This window comes from Nostoc sp., assembly GCF_036917535.1.
Taxonomy (GTDB): domain Bacteria; phylum Cyanobacteriota; class Cyanobacteriia; order Cyanobacteriales; family Nostocaceae; genus Nostoc.
Genome location: NZ_JBALDA010000001.1, coordinates 43,822 through 64,071 on the forward strand (window position 1 = coordinate 43,822; position 20,250 = coordinate 64,071).

The 20,250-nt window shown below is 40.8% G+C and carries 15 protein-coding genes; 9 read left to right on the top strand and 6 right to left on the bottom strand.

Translation table 11 applies throughout. The features are described from left to right. Positions 1 to 52: 52 nt before the first annotated feature. Positions 53 to 1,129: a PIN/TRAM domain-containing protein gene (locus tag V7K56_RS00260; RefSeq protein ID WP_334906450.1), complete on the bottom strand. Its 1,077-nt coding sequence runs from the start codon at positions 1,127 to 1,129 to the stop codon at positions 53 to 55. A 405-nt stretch (positions 1,130 to 1,534) separates the two neighbouring features. Here V7K56_RS00260 and hemW point away from each other — a divergent pair, with 405 nt between their 5' ends. Continuing rightward, positions 1,535 to 2,716 carry a radical SAM family heme chaperone HemW gene (gene hemW / locus V7K56_RS00265; protein ID WP_334906452.1) on the top strand — a complete coding sequence of 394 codons (1,182 nt, stop codon included), beginning with the start codon at positions 1,535 to 1,537 and terminating at the stop codon, positions 2,714 to 2,716. A 10-nt stretch (positions 2,717 to 2,726) separates the two neighbouring features. Beyond that, positions 2,727 to 3,614, top strand: coding sequence for a UTP--glucose-1-phosphate uridylyltransferase (locus tag V7K56_RS00270; protein WP_334906455.1), 888 nt, complete (start codon positions 2,727 to 2,729; stop codon positions 3,612 to 3,614). 429 nt (positions 3,615 to 4,043) lie between these two features. On the opposite strand, the gene V7K56_RS00275 is transcribed toward V7K56_RS00270, so the two are convergent. Then, positions 4,044 to 5,441, bottom strand: coding sequence for a hypothetical protein (locus V7K56_RS00275; protein WP_334906457.1), 1,398 nt, complete (start codon positions 5,439 to 5,441; stop codon positions 4,044 to 4,046). 174 nt (positions 5,442 to 5,615) lie between these two features. Between V7K56_RS00275 and V7K56_RS00280 the strand changes: the two genes are divergently transcribed. Together V7K56_RS00280 and V7K56_RS00285 are read left to right on the top strand one after the other, a co-directional pair. Then, on the top strand, positions 5,616 to 6,740 hold the full coding sequence (locus V7K56_RS00280; RefSeq protein ID WP_334906459.1) for a THUMP domain-containing class I SAM-dependent RNA methyltransferase: 1,125 nt from the start codon (positions 5,616 to 5,618) through the stop codon (positions 6,738 to 6,740). A 462-nt stretch (positions 6,741 to 7,202) separates the two neighbouring features. After that, a complete protein-coding gene (locus V7K56_RS00285) occupies positions 7,203 to 7,469 on the top strand; it encodes a hypothetical protein (protein WP_322736573.1) in 267 nt (88 codons plus the stop codon). Positions 7,470 to 7,658: 189 nt separating this feature from the next. Here V7K56_RS00285 and V7K56_RS00290 read toward each other — a convergent pair whose 3' ends face one another. Beyond that, the gene (locus V7K56_RS00290; RefSeq protein WP_334906465.1) at positions 7,659 to 8,543 is read right to left on the bottom strand and encodes a hypothetical protein; all 885 of its coding nucleotides are present in this window, start codon (positions 8,541 to 8,543) and stop codon (positions 7,659 to 7,661) included. A gap of 960 nt (positions 8,544 to 9,503) precedes the next feature. Here V7K56_RS00290 and V7K56_RS00295 point away from each other — a divergent pair. From V7K56_RS00295 to V7K56_RS00315, 5 genes are all read left to right on the top strand, one after another. Further along, positions 9,504 to 10,469, top strand: coding sequence for a helix-turn-helix domain-containing protein (locus V7K56_RS00295; protein WP_334906467.1), 966 nt, complete (start codon positions 9,504 to 9,506; stop codon positions 10,467 to 10,469). A gap of 202 nt (positions 10,470 to 10,671) precedes the next feature. Further along, entirely contained in the window at positions 10,672 to 13,284 is a 2,613-nt protein-coding gene (locus V7K56_RS00300) for a TonB-dependent siderophore receptor (RefSeq protein WP_334906469.1), read from the top strand. Next, the gene (locus tag V7K56_RS00305) at positions 13,284 to 14,318 is read left to right on the top strand and encodes an iron-siderophore ABC transporter substrate-binding protein (protein ID WP_334906471.1); all 1,035 of its coding nucleotides are present in this window, start codon (positions 13,284 to 13,286) and stop codon (positions 14,316 to 14,318) included. Before V7K56_RS00300 ends, V7K56_RS00305 begins: the two co-directional genes overlap by 1 nt. Positions 14,319 to 14,346: 28 nt before the next feature. Next, positions 14,347 to 15,006, top strand: coding sequence for a hypothetical protein (locus V7K56_RS00310; RefSeq protein WP_334906473.1), 660 nt, complete (start codon positions 14,347 to 14,349; stop codon positions 15,004 to 15,006). 443 nt (positions 15,007 to 15,449) lie between these two features. Then, positions 15,450 to 15,818, top strand: coding sequence for a beta/gamma crystallin-related protein (locus tag V7K56_RS00315; protein WP_334906475.1), 369 nt, complete (start codon positions 15,450 to 15,452; stop codon positions 15,816 to 15,818). 157 nt (positions 15,819 to 15,975) lie between these two features. Here V7K56_RS00315 and V7K56_RS00320 read toward each other — a convergent pair whose 3' ends face one another. The 3 genes from V7K56_RS00320 to V7K56_RS00330 form a co-directional block, all read right to left on the bottom strand. Continuing rightward, positions 15,976 to 17,613, bottom strand: coding sequence for an NAD(P)/FAD-dependent oxidoreductase (locus tag V7K56_RS00320; RefSeq protein WP_334906477.1), 1,638 nt, complete (start codon positions 17,611 to 17,613; stop codon positions 15,976 to 15,978). 367 nt (positions 17,614 to 17,980) lie between these two features. Continuing rightward, positions 17,981 to 19,009 (bottom strand): S66 peptidase family protein, encoded by a 1,029-nt coding sequence (locus V7K56_RS00325; protein ID WP_334906479.1) that lies wholly within the window; start codon positions 19,007 to 19,009, stop codon positions 17,981 to 17,983. 37 nt (positions 19,010 to 19,046) lie between these two features. Beyond that, the gene (locus V7K56_RS00330; RefSeq protein ID WP_334906481.1) at positions 19,047 to 20,024 is read right to left on the bottom strand and encodes an aromatic ring-hydroxylating dioxygenase subunit alpha; all 978 of its coding nucleotides are present in this window, start codon (positions 20,022 to 20,024) and stop codon (positions 19,047 to 19,049) included. Between the last annotated feature and the right edge of the window lie 226 nt (positions 20,025 to 20,250).

The window sequence follows — 20,250 nt, forward strand, 5'->3', positions numbered from 1 at the left end:
TGACTGCACCGATTACCAAGTGTCACTCGAATTGAACAAACATCCCATTGTTTCATGCCAATGCTGAAGCTTGGGGTTTGGCAAAAATCATTCTTCCTGCTGTAGTTTGCAAAGCACTTGTGACTACTACTCGCAGTTCACCACCCACATAACTGCTACCTTCTTCAACAACTACCATTGTGCCGTCATCTAGGTAGCCAATGCCTTGACTGGGTTCTTTGCCTTCCTTGAGAATTTTTAAATCTAGGTTGTCGCCAGGTAAATAACTGGGACGGACGGCATTCACTAAATCATTGACATTCAAAACAGGTACTTTTTGAACACTGGCGACTTTAGACAAGTTGTAGTCGTTGGTTAGCAATGTACCGCTGATTTCTTGGGCGAAGCGTACTAACTTGGCATCTACTGTAGGAATATCTTCGTAGTCAACTGCATTAATCAGGATGCGATCGGGATAATCTTCCTTAATACGGTTGAGAATTTCTAGTCCTCGCCTTCCTCGTACCCGCTTTTGGTCTTTGCTAGCATCTGCTACTTGTTGGAGTTCTTGCAAGACAAACTGCGGTACGAGCATTTGCCCTTCCAGAAACCCTGTTTCTAGTAAGGCTTCAATACGACCATCAATAATACAGCTAGTATCTAGAACTTTGGTATTAGCTGGTTTTAATGTTCCTTCCACTACCATCGATTCAACGGTGTTGGGATTAATGAACCGCAATAAGCCTCGTCCGTGGGTGTCTGCCAAATTCATGCCAGTGACGGAGAGGATGATGCTACCGACAACTGCCACCAATGGTTTAATAAATCCAAAATCCGCCGGGATAGGAAGCAAAAATAGTGGGGCTAGCATCAGGTTGGCTAGTAATAGCCCAATCACTAAGCCAATAGCACGAGTTAAGATCGCTTCTAGAGGCATTTCTTTGACTTGTGATTCTAGGCGACGATATGTCGTCTGAAAACTCAACCCGATCGCACCACCAATAATAGCGGCAAAGACGGCAACAACTAAGCGTAAAGCTTCTAGATTCGTTACCTGATCTAGCGTCCCATTGGGTAGTAGTTCAATGCTGTAGAACCCTATTCCCGACGCTGCTAGGATAAATGAGAAAATAATAATGGCGTCAAGCATGGTTGTCTTGTTTTCCTGGAACTGTGTTAACCGATAAAGTTAAGTATTTTTTATTTCATCGGTAAGATAAACTCATCAATATTAACTTACACTAGGGGTTTAGTAGGGCAATATCTGCAATTATTATAACTAAAGGCTTTTATCTTAATATTTTTCATTGTTTCGTTGTAAAACGACAAAAACTTGTAAATAAACTACTTATTTTGTAAGAATTCAGAATCCAAAATCCAGAAGTCAGAATTAAGAAGACTTTGATACCCAAACTTAATAATTTTAATAAAATCAAGAAGTTATTACACGCTTAATTTTACAATTATTCTGGCTACTGACTCTTGACTCCTGAATTCTTACCTCATTTTCATTGTCTCTAATTCGCAGTTGGATTAACTTAAAACTTTTCTCAAAATGAGTAAAAAATTTAGTATTTCTGGAATTGCGAGTTCGGCTTATGTGCATATTCCCTTTTGCAGACGGCGGTGTTTTTATTGTGATTTTCCGGTGTCTGTTGTGGGCGATCGCTTGCGGGGCGAAACATCTGGTACTATCTCCCAATATGTTGAGGTGCTATGTCAAGAAATCGCCATTACACCAGCATTTGGTCAACCTCTGAAGACAATTTTCTTTGGTGGTGGTACTCCTTCATTGCTATCAATAGAGCAGCTACAACGGATACTGACAAAGCTGGAGAAGCATTTTGGGATTACGTCTGGGGCAGAGATTTCTATGGAAATTGACCCAGCCACCTTTGATTTAGCCCACATAGCAGGCTATCGCAGTGCAGGGGTGAACCGGGTAAGTTTGGGTGTACAAGCCTTTCAAGAAGAATTATTGCAAAGGGCGGGGCGATCACACTCAGTTGAAGATATTTTTGCAGCTGTGGAACTAATCCACCAAGTCGAGATTCCCGCATTTAGTTTAGACTTAATTTCTGGGTTGCCGCATCAGTCTTTGGATCAATGGCAATATTCGCTAGAAAAAACGGTGGCGATCGCACCCACTCACATTTCCATTTACGATCTTACCATCGAACCAGGTACAGCCTTTGGTCGTTACTACAAACCTGGCGATACTCCAATGCCTACGGATGAAGCCACAGTCAAAATGTACCAGATGGGGCAGCAGGTTTTGACAAGTGCTGGTTATGAGCATTATGAAATTTCCAATTATGCTCAACCTGGTCATCAGTGTCGGCATAATCGGGTTTATTGGGAAAACCGCCCTTATTATGGCTTTGGTATGGGGGCGGCGAGTTATGTTGAAGGCAAGCGGTTCAATCGTCCGCGCAAAACTAGGGAATATTACCAGTGGGTACAAGCTGGCGGTGTAATTGATTGTGATGTGACTCCCCCAAAGGAAGTATTGTTAGAAACGTTAATGTTGGGGTTGCGTTTGGCAGAGGGTTTGAGTTTGGCGACCTTGGCAGAAGCTTATGGGGAAGAGAAGGTGGAAGAGATTTGTCAGTGTTTGCAAGAGTATTTTGAAAAAGGTTGGGTGGAAATTGCAGAGGGAAGCTTGCGTTTGATTGATCCCCAAGGATTTTTATTTTCTAATGTGGTATTGGCAAAATTGTTTGAGAAGTTGGGGTGACGAACTGCCTATGCAAAAAAATCAAGTTAGAAAAGCTGTGATTCCAGTAGCTGGTTTCGGTACTCGCTTGTTTCCGGCTACTAAAGTTGTCAAAAAAGAACTTTTCCCGATTATCGATCGAGATGGTAGGGCAAAACCTGTGATTCTCGCAATTATTGAAGAGGCAATTAATGCTGGAATTACAGAAGTAGGAATTGTAGTGCAGCCAGATGATAAAAAGATATTTGAAGATTTATTGAAAAACCCACCCAAAAAAGAACTTTTAGATAAACTTTCACCGCAAAATCAAGAATATAGTCGATATCTCGAAGATTTAGGTAGCAGAATTACCATTTTGTTACAAGATGAACAATTAGGCTATGGTCATGCGGTATTTTGTGCCAAGGATTGGGTACAAAATGAGCCGTTTTTGCTGATGTTGGGCGACCACATTTATGCATCTGACATTGAAAAATCTTGTGCACGTCAAGTTTTAGATGTTTATGAACAAGTTAATCAAAACGTTGTTGGCTTAACTACAATGCCAGCAGAAATTATTCATAAAGCTGGGTGTATAACAGGAGTTTGGCAAGAGTTAAACTCTATTTTGTCAATTACACAACTCTATGAAAAACCGACTATAGAGTATGCACAACAGCATTTACATGTAGAAGGAATGTCAAAAAATAATTTTTTAGGTATATTTGGCTTATATTTACTAACGCCGAAAATTTTTGACTTTCTAGCAGAACATATCAACCAAAATTTCCGAGAACGAGGTGAATTTCAGTTAACATCCTGTCTGGAAAAATTGCGTCAGGAAGAGGGAATGACAGGATACGTTGTTAAAGGCAAATGTTTTGATACAGGTTTGCCAGATGCTTATCGTCAGACAATGATTGATTTTAGAAAAATATAGATTCATCTCAGTTCAATTCGTTTGTCTGGGAGGATCTCATACCAATTCAAAATTCATGCATTAAGAAAGCCAGATAGAAAAAAGGTATGTCCGTATGTATCTGTCGCATTCTTTTTTAAAATTGGTATCACTTTTTAAGATGGCTCAAGCAGACAGTAATCCATTGAGGTAAGCAGAACGATGAACAAGGACTTGAAAAGTCTTGAAACTTGATGATAGTCTCTTGTTTTTTGTTAAAGCTGTTTTCAGGTAAATGAGTTACAAAATGCAGGACTCAAAATCAGAGACAAAGAATTTCTACTTCCTTCCTACTGCCGACGCTCGCGGAACTAGCTCTAAGCATTTGCAGTAGCGTCTCTAAGAGTTGCTATGCCGTTCGTTTTACCGTCTCCTTTAAAAGATGGTTTTACGCTGCGCTATCTTTTCTCCTTAAAAAATTACCTCAAAACTAGCGGTAGTTAGAGTTGGAAAAGAGTTAGCACCCAGTTGTGCAAATTTACCCCCAGAATTAATTTCAGCAAAATCATCCGCCGAACCATTAGGGTTATAAAAGAGACTACCATTTGCGCTATTATAAACAATCACCGCACTACTACTTGCAGCTAAAGTATCGTTCGTCACTGTGACAAAGTCTGCAGAATTTAATTCAGTTGGGAAAACTGAGTTACTTAGAGCTGTAAAGGTAGATTTAGATAGTTGGATCTTGTCTTCTTCAGGATTGAAGTCACTAATAATATCAACTCCGACTTCCCTAATATCAAACTTCGATCCTGTTGCAAATGCAAACTTATCTGAACCAGCCCATCCTTCTAGTAAGTCATCCCCACTATCTCCCTGTAGGTAATCGTTACCTTTGTTCCCGATCAGAATATCTTTTCCACTACTGCCAAAAAGAATATCATCACCGTTGTTCCCCAAAAGGTTGTCATCATCACTACCCCCATCTATTCTGTCTGCACCAGCTCCACCAACAAGGATGTCAGAACCTGCCCCCCCATCAATGTAATGATTACCAGTAACACCAGAAAGCGAAATACTGTCATCACTGTCCCCAGCAAAAATAACCTGATCGCCAGCTGAAAAATTCTCCGAACTAAAGGTGTCGTCTCCATTGGTTGTAGCGACATCAATACTGATCGCATTTCTGGCTCTAGCAACTGCCTCTTTTATGGTATCTGCAAGATTCTCACTTTTAGAACCAAGAGTCAGTACAGCACCTCGATCAAGCTGGGTAACTAGTGTTTGGTAATCGACTGCAACATTACTCGTAGTTATAAAAATTGGAATAATGTTATTTGCTTCTAGCGCAGTTTTTACTTGTCCAATCTCTGGATAATCTTCACAAGGATCGGTGATCCCATCTCCATTATTGGCAATAGTATCACTTGGACTAACTGCTGCCCGATCGCCGGCAACGTGATAAATACTATCGGTAGCTATTATCACAATACGAAATGAACTGACTCTGTAACTAAGACTGCCGCCACTATCTAAAGCTGCGAACAAGAGTGCGTCTAATTGTGATTCAGGCGCATCATTGCCACCAAAAGCTTCAAAGCCAAAGATTTTGTCTTTAACTGTCGTGACATTATTTGTCAAAGCGACTTCTGCTTGATATACATAATCAGCGTAACCCCCAAAAGGCGGAATTGGCTTATCTTTAAAAGAGGCAATACCAAATTTCAGGTCATTACCAAAGATACTTGCTAACATCGGGTTAGTTAAGCGATTTACCGTCGCTGGAAGCACAATTTTAAGCTGGACTAAATCCTCATTAGAGGACGATGTTAAGTCTTGTAGCAGAATAATATCAGATACTAAAGTCATAGTTTTTTCCTCTGACTATTTTTACTTATGGGTTGTATTGCAAAGTATCTGAGTAAGATTTCAGCTTGATATTAGCAGGGTTAATTGATTTAAGATAGTACTTAAACTGAAGATATGAGTTAAGCTAAAGTGCGTTAATGGGTGAGCAGTGAAGATAATGCTTTGGATTAGAGGATGAATCAATATTTTGCAACGGTTGCTCGTGGATTAGAAACCCTCGCGGCTGAGGAGTTAGAGCAACTGGGTGCCCATTCAGTGGAGCCAGGGTTTTGCGGTGTAGCCTTTGAGGGCGATCGCACTCTACTTTATCGCGTCAACCTCTGGGCTAGGCTGCCGTTCCGAATCTTGGTGAATATCCATGAGTTTACATGCCTTGATGTCAAGGATCTTTATCGCGGTATCCAGAGCATCGATTGGCAAAACTATCTAACGCCAGACATGACCCTGGCGGTAAATACCACGGGCAAAAACGATCGCCTCAACCACAGCCACTTCACATCTCTGCAAGTGAAAAATGCGATCGTTGACCAGCAGCAGGAAAATCTGGGCGAACGTTCAAATGTAGAGCTGCATGAACCAGATGTACGGATCAATGTTCATATTGAACGCGACTTTTGTACCGTCAAACTCGACAGTTCTGGAAATAGTCTGCACCGCCGAGGCTACCGTCCTGCGGTTGGAGCAGCCCCTCTCAAGGAATCTCTGGCTGCTGCCCTGATTCAACTTTCGGGCTGGCAGCCAGACCAGATGTTCTACGATCCTCTGTGTGGATCTGGCACTTTACCCCTGGAAGCTAGCTTAAAGGCACTGAACATAGCACCAGGGCTGTTTCGTGATTGCTTTGGATTTGAAACTTGGCTCGATTTTGATCTGTCCCTTTTAGAAAAGCTGCTTCAAGAAGCTAAGGACAGCCAATTGGATACCCTGACCGCACCTATTTGGGGAAGCGATCGCGATGAAAATATAATTGAGCAGGCGATTAACAATGCTCAAAACTGCGGTGTTGATAACCATGTATGGTTTTCTCAAATGGAGCTTACCGATGTTGTCGCCCCCGCAGACAGTGGGGTTTTATTCTGCAATCCACCCTATGGCGAACGGCTAGGACGAGATAGTGATTTAGGGGCGTTCTACAAACTTTTGGGCGATGTCTTGAAACAACGCTTCAAAGGCTGGACTGCATTTGTCCTGAGTGGCAACAAGGAACTGTCTCAATCGATTGGGCTAAAATCATCCCAACGGATTGCAGTGTACAACGGAACGCTGCCCTGTCAGTTAATGAAATATGAGCTGTACTAAATACAGCTTATATTTCATTAATTTGTAGCGAATTAAATTTGGCAAAACTTTGCAATGCTAATGCATCCCGATACAATGTTAATGCGTCCCCCTGCAATGCCAACGCATCCCCCTGCATTAAAAATGCTACACTTTTACGCAAAACCGTACTAAGACAGAATTGCTCAGATTTTGCAATTTCTGGTTTGTAGTATGTTTAAGGTGATCGCTCTCAATTACTTTTGCTCAGTAAAAAATACATTGCCTGAAAATTTTGTGACACTGGGGATGTACTGTATTGTCGGAGTTTGTGAGAACCGCGACCTAAATCTGCTGTTGCATGGTATTGGCTATCTCGATAGACTCAAATAGTTGTGTTTTTTCCTACCGACTTACTTAGTATGACAACTTTTGAAACAAGTGGCAGTATAATCAGTGACTGACAATCTGCAATTTATTTATCGTTAAAAGGCAAGGCTATTTATGTCAGACCAATTCACCTTTACCGTTACCAATAAAACTGAATTGGCAATTACAGAGTTGTGGGTATCTGTCGATGATGAAGAGTGGGCTTCATTTAACTTGGGTGAGTCAGGGATTCCATCAGGTGAAACAGCAACAATTGCTTGGGCTGAATATACGAATGGTTCGCCCTGTGAATGGTACATCTCTGCTGTATTTGAAGATGAATCAGAAACTGAGTCAGCCCTATTTAACTTCTGTAAAGAACCAGCTTTAACAATCGGATAAATTTTGCACTGCGATCGCACTTGATACATGATTGCATATCGACTCCAGACATAAAAACAAAAGCCCTACCTGGAAAGTATCTAGGTGGGGCTTGATATTAGAATTGACATGACTATTTCGCGATCGCCTTTTTTAAATTGACAATCTAGCTATTTGAGTAAACGAATAAAGCTGGCTTTGTCATTTGGCCTAATTTGTCGGGCTGAAACAGGTTTCGTCCTTACTTATCAGACAAAGCTGTTTCTGACCTAGATCGGTTTTGAATTTCACCTGATAAGTTTCGTTTTCGGCAGGCAGAGTTTTCGTGTAGTTATTAGCTGTGTCGCACGAAAAGTCACGAGTGAAAGTTGCTGGAGACCAGTTAATTGTCATCGTACTACTGTTCAGACTGACTTTTCCTTTTCGAGATTGGAAAATTTGCTGGTTGCAGCTGCCATTCATTACGTTCATTATTCCTGTAAATTCGACCGTTCCGTTCGGCAGAAATTGATAAGTGAAACGCGAACCGTTCGAGCCGATATATGTACCATTCGTACTTACAGCACTGTTTCCGGTATGCGCCCAAACCCATTTTCCAACTAGTGACGAAATCTCTCCAACGCTACCAGATGAATCATTAGCATCATTTGAAGCAGTTTCGCCCGCGTGCGCGCTATCGTAAACAGACAGCAAAAGTTTAGCTTCCGCATCATTCGGTAAATTTCGTAATTGCCCTACATATTCTCCGTTAAATGCCTGCCGAATCCGGCTTTGTTCTTGTTCATTCTTAGCAAGAGCTTGTGTATAGTTGGAAATTAAATTGTCAATGCTCTTTCTGGTTCCATCTGGGTCTTTACGAAACTCATTTAATTTTATTGACTGATATTCATGGCGCTGTTCGCTAGTGAATTTTGCTGAGAAGGCCCATTCGTAAAAAGCGATAACTTTGTCAATATCCGATTGGTTAAGAGATTCGTTTTGAGCCGTTACTAAAACTTTAGTTCCAGCAGCCTGGGCAGAAATATTTATAGTTGCTCCGTCCATCAAAACGATATATAAAAATAACATGGAAAAATATTTTAATTTTTTCATCATTCCTGTAATTCTGTTGCCATTTAATTAATCTTCCCAGTGAGTGGGTAGTTTATATGCAAAATCGCACCTGTAAGTGTGTGACGCAATAGTTAGGTTGCCATTAAATTAATTGTAAACGTTTAGGGGGTATAAATAAGAATAAAAACACCCAAAGCTAAATAATTCGGATTACGTTCGCAAGCTGCCAAAACTTTTCAATAGTTAAATCAAGTTATTATAAATGTACTTAATGTAGTGACTAAAAAAGACATTAGGGCTTGTCCAATATTAGAAGTCATTTCTGTGCAAAACCAAGACTATCTACACTCAATAAGCCAATTAGTTGTAGAAGCAAGTATACGTCTGTTTGCTAATCTCAACCAAAGATACGCTTAACAACCCAGCGCTTAGGCAGCAAAACAAACCCCTTGTGCTCTTTGGGTCGGATAACTACTTGTACAATCCAACGGCAAAAGTCCATTACCCACTGCATGGAAGGATCACTGTCAAAGCCACTATTGACCAGGCTAGATTCAAGCGCGACACGGTAGTTTCCATCTGTTTGACCTTCTTAAGTCAGTAATTCTCATAATGAGAACTGTTGAGCGATCTCCCTGCTTGATAGATATTTAGATTGTATTGTGATGACATTACCAATAATCTTGGCTACTTAATACTGCATTTGGTAAAGATACTATGACAAAAGACTTGGGGCAACTTAACAGTACTTTCCCAAATAATTTTAATTAAAAATGGCTTTAGTACTCAATTTTAGTGACCCAATGATAAGTTATCCCTGTCTGAATAGCAAGATTTAGAATACTGTTTTTAAGATTTGTATCAAGAATATATTTGATATTTTACTTACAAAGTTGGTAATATTCAGATTAGGTGTAACTGACGTACCTAAGAATAATACGTCTTCCACTTACCTTTCATAGCTATAGCTATTTCAACACTTTCTAGTAAGTTAATATTAATATGACACTTATCCTTCCGCAAGCAGATTACTTAAAAATACTATACCAAGCAGAAATAATTCAGAATAATGATATTTCAGAGAATTTTGACATCACCAGGAAGTATCAATTTGGAGAAGGGTATTGGCGACAGATTCAGCTACGAGATAGCATATCTTTAGACATTTCCAATTATCAGCAGCCTAAATCATTAATTTTAAAACTTCAAGAGCGAAAGCATCCATTAGAATTTATATTCTTTATTTTAGTAGATAGCCAATTTAAAAACCTTGAGTTCAAGACAGGAGAATACTTTTTAAGTGGCAGTGGTATGGCATCTGAGTGCGCTGTATTCGAGCCATCAGCACGCGTAATAGAAGTAGCTATTCATATACATCCAAAAGTGTTTCATAGCTTTGCAGAAAATACATCTGGTAAACTCCCAAAAGAATTACAACATTTAATTAGACGTTGGGATCAACCAACTTATGAACGCTATGGAACTCAAACTTCAGCAATGCTTTTAGCAGTGCAACAAATTCTTCAATGTCCATACCAAGGCTTTACTAAACAAATTTATCTTGAAGGTAAGGTTTGGGAATTGGTAGCAATGGTAGTCGAGCAAGAAATGCAAATCAACCAAGGTTACTTCCAGATTAATAAACTTAAGCCATCAGATATTGACCGCATCTACAATGTTAGAGAAATTCTTTTGAAACATCTAGACAACCCACCATCTCTTATTGAACTAGCACGACAAGTAGGTTTAAATGATTGCACAATGAAGCAAGGCTTTAAGCAGGTTTTTGGGACTACGGTGTTTGGCTATCTGCATAACTGCCGAATGCAACTAGCTTATAAGCTGCTTATTGAAAGAAATATGAATGTCACAGAAGTAGCCAGAACAGTAGGTTATGCTAGCTTACCTTCATTTAGTAATGCTTTTCGTAAGAAGTTTGGGATAAGTCCTAAGTCCTGTCAAAGATAAAAATTCCGGATGGAATAAAAAAAATTCCGGCTCGAATAAGACGCAAACACTGAAAAGTTATATATTTTTACAATAATTGGGTTGGTATAAATATATTTTTTACCAACTCAATCAGTAATAATTGCAAGCTATGGACTGAAAGGAAAATTATACTTAATTCTCAATTTCAATACAGAGTATTCACTAAGTGGTGTGTGTAAAAATGTTTATTAGACTAAAATATACTGTTATTTGCTGGTTAATATCTGTTATTTCTCTAACTTTAGCCAATCCAGCATATTCTGAACAACCGTTAGTTAAAAAAACTTTAGTGCGCTCAGGTGAAGTTTTTAAAGAAATTCAAACATTGAATCAGTTACAGCTTCCTAAAACTAATGCTTCATATTTATGGAGAGTACCCAGACAGAATGATTTTCCTGAACTTAGTCAAGCAATTACAGATGTGGTATTAGTTACGGATGTTCAGGTGAACTCTACCGATAAAGGGATAGAGTTAATTTTAGTCACAGCTAATTCTCAGAAATTACAAGTTTTACCGAAAACAGAGGGTAATTCCTATATTGCAGATATCCCTAATGCCAAGTTGCAACTAAGAAGTGGGGATTTTAGACAATCAAAGCCAGTAGCCGGAATTACAGAAGTAACAGTTGCAAATTTAGATGCGAACACCTTGCGAGTAACGGTAACTGGAGAAGCTTCTGCGCCTGCGGTGGAGTTGTTTGATAGTACAAAAGAAGGTTTAGTTTTTGGAGTCACCCCTAGTACTTTTACTGCTCAACAGCCAACAACAGAACCAGAAAAGCCCATTGAGTTAAATGTGACTGCTCCACCAGATACAAATTATCGGATACCAGATGCAACTACTGCAACGAAAACAGATACACCATTGCGTGATATTCCTGCTTCGGTTCAGGTGATTCCTCAGCAAGTTATCGAAGACCAACAACCGCGTAACTTAATTGGGATACTCAAAAATGCTGGCGTTATCCAAAATAATTTTTCATCTCGAATTGCAGACACTTTTTTTATTCGAGGTTTTAGAGCTAGAAACGTTTATAGGAACGGTGTAAAAGACCGCTTTGCAGCTGGTGCTGCTCTTTCAAGTTCGCTGACAAATATAGATAGAGTAGAAGTTGTTAGAGGGCCAAACTCTGTAATTTATGGTCAAGTCAATCCAGGTGGGATCATTAATATAGTTACCAAAAAGCCTTTGAGTCAGCCTTACTATGCCATTGAGGTAAGGCGTGGTGGTTATGAACTTTTTCAACCTTCACTTGACCTTTCTGGTCCTGTGACAAAAGATGGCAGTCTGTCGTATCGTTTAAACACTTCTTACAGAACCGCAGAAGACTTTACTGATTTTTATAATGAAAAGCGTTTTTTCGTTTCGCCTGTTGTTAATTGGCGTATAGGGAAAAATACAAATCTAACTTTTGATTCAGAATATGAAGACATACAACAGTCGTTAGGTACTGGTTCTGAGCAGATTGCTAGTGCAACCATACTTCCTAACCCAAATGGCAAAATCCCTATTAACCGTTATTTAGGGGAACCGACTGATTTCTTTAACCGCCAGCTTAATAGATATAATTACAATCTAGAACATCGCTTTAACGATAACTGGTCTATTAGTAATTCATTTCAAGCTGCATTTTTAACCCTTGATTTACGTGAAACAGCTGTTACCAGTCTACTGGAAGCAGACAACCGCACTGTCGAAAGAACACAGACTATTTTTCCAAAGCCAACAGAGTATGAAGCTTATACAATAGATACTCATGTTATTGGTGATTTTAACACTGGTAGTATTAAACATAAACTTTTGGCTGGGTTTGACTTATTTAGACAAACCCAAAGTATTAATATACTTAGAAGAGCTGTGGCCCCTCTTGATGTTTTTAACCCAGTGTATGGTCAACCACTAGGTGATACTTTTGGAAGACTTGATCTCTACTTTAGAGATGATGCTTTAGGCTTTTATCTTCAAGACCAAGTGACATTTGCCAATAACCTCAAACTGCTTGTGGGTGGGCGTTATGATTTAGTAGAGAATGAGTTTGCTAATCGGATTGCCTCAACGGCGAGTGTCCAGTCTGATTCTGCCTTTAGTCCAAGGGTAGGCATAGTTTATCAACCCATAGCGCCTGTCTCACTCTACGCTAGCTACAGCCGCTCTTTTGAACAAGTAACGGGTGCAGATAAAAATGACAGCCTTTTTAAACCACAACTGGGTACTCAGTATGAAGTGGGCGTTAAGACTGATTTATTCGATAATAAACTCTCAGCGACACTTGCTTTATATCAACTGACACTAACTAACATTGTAACTACCGATCCTACCGATCCCGATTTTGATGTGCAAACAGGAGAACAAAGAAGTCGGGGAGCAGAACTGAGTGTCACCGGAGAGATTCTTCCCGGTTGGAATGTGATTGGCTTTTACGGTTATACAGACGCACGCGTTATCAAAGACAATGATATTCCAATCGGGAATCGAGTAGAAGGAGTATCAAAGCATGTCGCTAGTTTGTGGACAACTTACACCTTTGGTACTGGCTCTCTCAAAGGTTTTGGAGGTGGAATTGGCTTTAACTACGTTGGAGATCAAATGCCAGATAATTTGGATACATATACGATCCCAAGCTACTTTCTCACCGATGCAGCTCTGTACTATCGCAATAATAACTTTAGCATTGGACTCAATCTCAACAACATATTTAATGTTCGATATTATGAAGCAAGTTTTGACTATCTCCAAAGAATTATTCCTGGTCGTCCGTATACAGCACAGTTGACAGTGAAGTGGGAATTTTAATGAGAACAACTCATTGGTTAACCAAGTGTTTTGTCCGATGCCTGCCCCTTTTAGGATTGCTTGCTGTGGTAGTGTGGCTAAACGGTTGTTTGTTTTTTAATTACCCAAAAGTTAGCGATTCTAAGAGTGTTTCTTCTTTAAGTCAGGTTCGAGTAGTTCAGCACTTAATGGGTAAGACAATAGTTCCTGCTCATCCTCAACGAGTTGTTGTGCTTGGTGGTCGTTCTTTAGAAAATGCTTTGGCGTTAGGGATCAAACCTATAGCTGCCTCAAAGTTATTTGTCTCACAATTACAGCGATTAGTAGGCCCACTATCAGGTATTGAAGATGTAGATTGGCTGTCTCCTAGTATCGAAAAAGTCTTGTTTCTCAAGCCAGACCTAATTCTTGGTATGCATTTTCATCAAGATATTTATCCACTGTTATCACACATTGCACCCACTGTTTTGGCTCCTCCTGGAACCAGTGGAGCTTGGAAAGAATCTTTTGCTTTCACAGCCAGTGTTCTGGGTAAAACTAAAATAGCCCAGCAGGTAATGGATAATTATTATGCACGTTTGACACAGTTTAAAGCAAAAATGGGCGATGCCTACGGCAACCCGAAGCGGGAACGCCTGAACACAACTGTAGTCTCGGTTGCCGAATTGCGTACTGATGCACTTTGGCTGTGGGCGAAGGCAAGTTTTTCAGGAGTTATTCTTAAAGATGCGGGTGTTGCACGTCCTTACTCTCAAACTTTGGATAGTCAAGCAACCCTCAGTCTAGGGGGTGGGCCTGCTGCTTATGCTTTATCAGAGGAACTTTTGAGTGAGTTAGATGGGGATATTTTATTTCTAGTATCAGAAGACGCGCTGGGCAAAAGGGATTTACACCTAATACTTGAGCAACTGAAAGCAAAACCGTTGTGGTCAAAGTTGAAAGTTGTCCAACAGGAAAAAGTTCATGAGGTGGGGTTTTACTGGGTTCAGTTTGGCCCCCTTGCAGCCAATCGGATGATAGACGATTTGGAGCGATATTTAGTTAAACAGCAATAAACTATTTGAAAGTTTTTTAAGAGGGATTATGTTGAACTTGAGTGCAATTAGTAATGCAACTATGCAGTCAATTCCTTATAAATGGATTGTATTTGAAAACTTGCTTGACACTTCAGTACAATCTGAACTAGCAAATAGTTTTGCTACTACAAACTATAAAGAATATCATGCTAGAGACTTTGAGCCAGATGGATACCCGGAATATACATATAATGACTACAGGTTTTTTGCACGCTGCATTCTAGATGAAAGTAAGTACAAAGGTCTACAAGATATCAAGGATCTAAGTCTTAGTTGGCAAAAATTGATTGAACAACTTCTCACTCCTGATTATCGAGAGGCAATGGAGCATCTTACTAATTTGGATTTGAAAAACCATTCACTAACAATTTATTTAACACGACATGATTTAGGATTCTGGAACCGTCCTCATACAGATATCCCGCGTAAACATGTAACTCAACTTTTTTATTTCAATCAGGGATGGAACCCAGAGTGGGGAGGGTTTTTTCAAGTTCTTAAAGACAATCAGACTACTTCTGTAATTCAAGAAGTTCCACCATTGCCTCAATATTCAGTTGCTATTGTACGTTGCAATCGCTCTTGGCACATGGTATCTCCTATTTCCTTGAATGCAACTCAACACCGTTTGCATCTAGCAACTACCTTTTGGCTGCCAGAGTCTTAAGCCGTTCGATTAGCAAGTTATCAAGAGTAAAGTAAATGCCGTTTCACCTCTCCACTTTGGGGTCTTTTACTTCACTCTAGAGACTTATTCAAACGTTTTGCTTGAGCATTCAGTGCTTGCTCTAAGTTATCAAGAAGGTTTGAGCCATAGATTGTTCTTCGGGCTAGATTGTAACTATTTTAGGCGATCGCTCTCAACTTCAAATCGGATGCTGAGACTGCGTAGTTTACCGCCGTAGGCATCGCATTCACTATTTCAGATTTTACGCTTGCAATGTCAGATTTTGTGATTTAAAGATATAGAAATTATAAAAAGTTTATGCAGGTGGACTGCTAGTATAGCTTGGCAAAAATAAATTTTTTCTCACTAAATGCATAATATTGATTCCTCACACCCATAAATATATAGAAGTCAAGTTTCACTTTCAAAATAGGAAAAAAATCATGAATCCAGTAATGCTGACTAATAAATTCACACTTTTGGCAGTTTTAACTGCCAGTTCCATAGGTGGATTTGCCATTTACCACACAAGTGTATCAGCACAATCTTCACAAACTGTAACAGATGTAACTTTGTGGGACCAGCAAATTGGAAAAGGAGCATCATTTAATACAAACAATGCTGTGGCAGATTTAACTAAGTTTAAATTCAACAACAAAGCCTCAGCTATTCAAGTCAACAATGGTCAAAAGTGGAGATTCTACGCAGAAAAAAACTTCAAAGGTGAATATATTGATGTAGGACCAGACGAGGCTCGTGGAAACCTTGGTAAGCTCAATAATAGAATCTCATCCCTCAAATCAATTCGTTAAGTCATCCTCCAATACAGTTCGGATAAGTATTAGACAGCTAGGGGTAAGGCACTTATCCTGAAAGTGGAGTATGTCACTTAATCCAATCTTCTGAATGCTTTCAACTACTCGTACTTTGCACTCTTGGCAGCTTACCGTAGGTATAGCATTCACTATTTCAGATTTTACGATGCCTATGGCGGTAAACTACGCAATTTCTCAAAATACTTAAAGCCACCGCCTCTGCTACCTTAATTCCATCGATACCAGCCGAGAGAATTCCCCCCGCGTATCCCGCACCTTCACCAGCTGGATAAAGACCGACTGTATTTAAACTTTGATAATCCTCTTGGCGTTTAATCCGAATCGGTGATGATGTGCGAGTTTCCACCCCTGTCAACACAGCATCGTCCATTGCAAATCCTTTAATTTGTTTGTCAAAAGCGGGAAGTGCTTCACGGATGGCGGCGATCGCATAATCTGGTAAACTCTGACTCAGATCGCCCAAATGTACTCCAGGTGTATAAGATGGCTTAACCGTGCCAAATGCTGTAGAAGGGCGATGATTGAGAAAGTCTCCCACCAACTGCCCTGGCGCTTCATAAGTTCCACCGCCCAATTCAAATGCTCGTTCTTCCAAGCGCCGTTGAAAGCCAATTCCCGCCAAGGCGTTGCCTGGATAATCTTCGGGGGTGATGCCTACAACGATCGCACTATTGGCATTGCGTTCATTACGAGAGTATTGGCTCATCCCATTGGTGACAACTCGCCCCGGTTCTGATGTGGCTGCAACCACCAAGCCCCCCGGACACATACAGAAACTATAGACAGAACGACCATTTTCGCAGTGGTGAACCAGTTTGTAATCGGCAGCACCTAAAATCTTATGACCCGCTTGAGCGCCGAAACGACATTGGTCGATGAGAGTCTGGGGATGTTCGACTCGAAAGCCGATGGAAAATGGTTTCGGCTCTATGTAAACTCCACGATTAAATAGCATTTGGAAAGTATCGCGGGCGCTATGACCTACTGCAAGAACTACATAATCGCTGGCGATATATTCCCCACTAGCGAGGGTGACTCCCCGCACCTGTCCGTTTTCGATGTTGATATCTTCCACCCGACTTTGAAAACGAATTTCGCCGCCGAGGGATTCGATTTTAGCACGCATACTTTGGACGATTCCCACTAGTTTGAAAGTGCCAATATGTGGTTTGTTGATGTAGAGAATTTCCGGTGAGGCTCCCGCATTCACGAGTTCGGTTAGTACTTTGCGCCCATAATGCTGAGGATCTTTGACCTGACTGTAGAGTTTGCCATCAGAGAATGTACCCGCCCCACCTTCGCCAAACTGGACATTGGATTCTGGGTTGAAATCTGATTTTTTTTTCCAAAAGTTAAAGGTATCAACGGTGCGATCGCGGACTTGTTTGCCACGTTCTAAAATGATCGGACGGAATCCCATTTGCGCGAGCATTAAACCCGCAAACAAGCCGCTAGGCCCTGTACCAATGATAATGGGGCGAATTGTCAAATTGCTGGGTGCTTGTGCCACTGGGCGATAACTCATGTCTGGCGTGGCCATCACATGGGGATCTTTTTTCAGGCGCTTGAGTAGATGAGTTTCCTGAGTCGTTTCTACATCCAGAATATAGACAAGGCTGATCTCTCCTTTGTTACGGGCATCGTAGCTACGCTTGAAGATGGAATAGCTGATCAATTCTTGGGGCGTGATTTGCAGCTTTTTGAGGATAGCAGTCTTGATCTCATCTTCAGGATGATCAAGCGGGAGCTTTACTTCTGTTAGTCGTAACATAGCGAGGAGAAATGCATACTGTCTATCAAAATCTTAACAAGAGAGGCAGGAGACAGAAGGCAGGAGGCAGGAGGAATAGTGTTTCCTGCCGTGAGCAAGGGTTAAAGTCAAGAACACCAAAATCTCCGATTTAGTAGCTTGGAATTAACAGGACTTACGCAAAATTATAAGGAAACGTAGACACGAAGTAGCTTGCCGTTCGTGTAGCGTCTTTGAAGGAGAAGGATACCGCAAAGAACGCAGAGAACACAAAGGAAAGAGAATTTCAGAGAGTTCTTGCGTAAGTCCTAATTAAATACAGTGTAAGCCACTGTTCTTTATTCCAACCTCTTGCCTCCTGCCCCCTGCCTCCTGCCTCCTACCTACTTCACACAACACTAACAGCCGCTTCCAACATTCGTATTGTTCCAAGTTCAGCATCTATTTCCACTTCTACACCGATTGGCAAGGTAAATTTATCCTTAATATGACCAATCATTGAACCATACCAAGCAGGAATACTTAAAGGAAGTATGTGTTGTTGCAATACTTGCATTAATGTAAACGATGGTTCATCTCCAAGTTTACAATTAGTGCATTGCCCAAAGATAAAGCCAGCAATTTTATTAAGTATCCCAGCAGTTTTTAACTGTGTCAGCATCCTATCTATACGATAAACATCCTCGCCAACTTCTTCCACAAACAGAATGCTTTTATTCCAAGAAGGTAGGTAAGGTGAACCAACCATCGCTGATAGTACTGATAAGTTTCCACCCACAAGCTTCCCCCTCGCCTTTCCCGGTGTTATTATCTCCAACCGCACTTCGCTAGGGTTGAGATTTTGCATAGTTACAGCTTCACTATTAAATAGGATGCGCTTAAAGTAATCCACTGTAAACTGATTCCAGGTAGACGTAGCAACTGGCCCATGAAAAGTAATCATTTGACTACGAGCATTAATTGCTAACAACAGCGTCGTAATATCACTGTACCCGATGATAATTTTCGGATGGGAGCCGATTAGCGAGTAGTTGAGTAGCGCTAAAATGCGATTGCAGCCCCAACCACCACGCATGGCAATAATTGCTTTTATGGTGCGATCGCTAAACATCAAGTTTACATCCTGGGCGCGATCGGCATCTTTACCTGCTAAATAGCCGTAACGATCTAAAATATGCTTCCCCAGCTTGACTTTTAACCCTAATTGTGAAATAGATTTCTGTGCTACTTCAATATCTTTAGTGTCAACGATACCCGCAGGGGCAATTAATCCTACTGTATCGCCAGCTTGCAGGCGGGGCGGCTTACGGATGGTGTTTAAAGATGGCTTACCTTGGGCGGTAGTAAGTGCTGGTATTTGGGTGGCTAAGGTAGCTAGTCCACAGGTTGTGAGAAATTCCCGACGCTTAATAGTCATAACCATTGATTTGGGGACTGAGGACTATCGCCAAGTTCTAAATAGTGCCGAAAGTAACACCCTGTTGTTTGAGCCACTTCCGGTATGCTATAGAATAGCGATCGCTTGCTAAATGTACTTCAGCTTGCAAATCCAAAGGTAAGCGTCGGGGTTGCTGGGACTCGACAATGGCGATATCTTGACTAGCAACTTGATTTTGAATATCTAGATACACTTCCCCTTTTACTTTACGGGCACTGTTTAACATCAACCAATATTGCGCCACGCACTCATCTTCATCGACTGGTGTAATTGTATAGAAGATATTTAAACGATGATCTCCAGGCCCAAGTTTAAAGTATGCCACTAGCGGACGGAAAATGCGGTAATCGTAAGTGTTGAAAATCAGTGGTGCTTGGTGAGGATTACCGGAATTAAAATCTAGTTCCCACAAACCACATTTAAAACTAATCCCATCTGGAAGAGACTCTAATTCATAGTGCGTTAACTCAGGACGACTAGCGTGAGCAAATAATCCCGAATGCAGAATTGGGAAGTGTGCCGGATCAATGAAATTTTCTAGCGCCCGCAAAGGGCTAGAGTGATAGTAGTAAGGGCCACAGAAAATCTTTTGATAGACCGGATCGTACCACTCAGAAAACGGAGCTATGTCTTGTTTTGGTATCCCTAAACAAACCCACAGCAGATCATAACGCTCTTGAACTTGGTAAGTTTTAACACAAGCTTGGGTGGGGGGCGATTGTTCGGGATTAGCCGGAACTACTACACATTTTCCCTCGCTATTAAAGGCTAAACCGTGGTAAGGACAAACAAGAGTTTCTTTATTAACATATCCTAGAGAAAGACGAGCACCACGATGAGGGCAAAGGTCTTGCCAAGCTAAAACTTTGTCGCCATTATGCCAAAGCACTATATTTGAGCCTAATAAGCGCTTGTGCAGGACTGTTCCAGGTTGGAGGTCTTGCGATCGCGCTATTACATGCCAATCATTCAGCAAAATCTGGTCTTGCACCATGAGTATCGACACCTGTCAGGTCAAATACCTATATCTTAATCATCCTGTGGAAAAACTATTAAAGCACTTTTAGGATTTGTTAACAAATAAATGTGCGATCTCCATGTATGCAAAAACTCAAAGTGGCGGGAAATTCAGGTTAATGCATAAGTCCTAAAAGATATGCCAACTGAGGATTAGCTCGGAAAAACTTAGGCGATCGCGTAACCATTTACACAACTCTATC

Excerpts from the sequence above, each read along its gene's own strand:
- V7K56_RS00260 (WP_334906450.1), bottom strand. The coding sequence starts at position 1,129 with ATGCTTGACGCCATTATTATTTTCTCATTTATCCTAGCAGCGTCGGGA.
- hemW (WP_334906452.1), top strand. The coding sequence starts at position 1,535 with ATGAGTAAAAAATTTAGTATTTCTGGAATTGCGAGTTCGGCTTATGTG.
- V7K56_RS00270 (WP_334906455.1), top strand. The coding sequence starts at position 2,727 with ATGCAAAAAAATCAAGTTAGAAAAGCTGTGATTCCAGTAGCTGGTTTC.
- V7K56_RS00275 (WP_334906457.1), bottom strand. The coding sequence starts at position 5,441 with ATGACTTTAGTATCTGATATTATTCTGCTACAAGACTTAACATCGTCC.
- V7K56_RS00280 (WP_334906459.1), top strand. The coding sequence starts at position 5,616 with ATGAATCAATATTTTGCAACGGTTGCTCGTGGATTAGAAACCCTCGCG.
- V7K56_RS00285 (WP_322736573.1), top strand. The coding sequence starts at position 7,203 with ATGTCAGACCAATTCACCTTTACCGTTACCAATAAAACTGAATTGGCA.
- V7K56_RS00290 (WP_334906465.1), bottom strand. The coding sequence starts at position 8,543 with ATGATGAAAAAATTAAAATATTTTTCCATGTTATTTTTATATATCGTT.
- V7K56_RS00295 (WP_334906467.1), top strand. The coding sequence starts at position 9,504 with ATGACACTTATCCTTCCGCAAGCAGATTACTTAAAAATACTATACCAA.
- V7K56_RS00300 (WP_334906469.1), top strand. The coding sequence starts at position 10,672 with ATGTTTATTAGACTAAAATATACTGTTATTTGCTGGTTAATATCTGTT.
- V7K56_RS00305 (WP_334906471.1), top strand. The coding sequence starts at position 13,284 with ATGAGAACAACTCATTGGTTAACCAAGTGTTTTGTCCGATGCCTGCCC.
- V7K56_RS00310 (WP_334906473.1), top strand. The coding sequence starts at position 14,347 with ATGTTGAACTTGAGTGCAATTAGTAATGCAACTATGCAGTCAATTCCT.
- V7K56_RS00315 (WP_334906475.1), top strand. The coding sequence starts at position 15,450 with ATGAATCCAGTAATGCTGACTAATAAATTCACACTTTTGGCAGTTTTA.
- V7K56_RS00320 (WP_334906477.1), bottom strand. The coding sequence starts at position 17,613 with ATGTTACGACTAACAGAAGTAAAGCTCCCGCTTGATCATCCTGAAGAT.
- V7K56_RS00325 (WP_334906479.1), bottom strand. The coding sequence starts at position 19,009 with ATGACTATTAAGCGTCGGGAATTTCTCACAACCTGTGGACTAGCTACC.
- V7K56_RS00330 (WP_334906481.1), bottom strand. The coding sequence starts at position 20,024 with ATGGTGCAAGACCAGATTTTGCTGAATGATTGGCATGTAATAGCGCGA.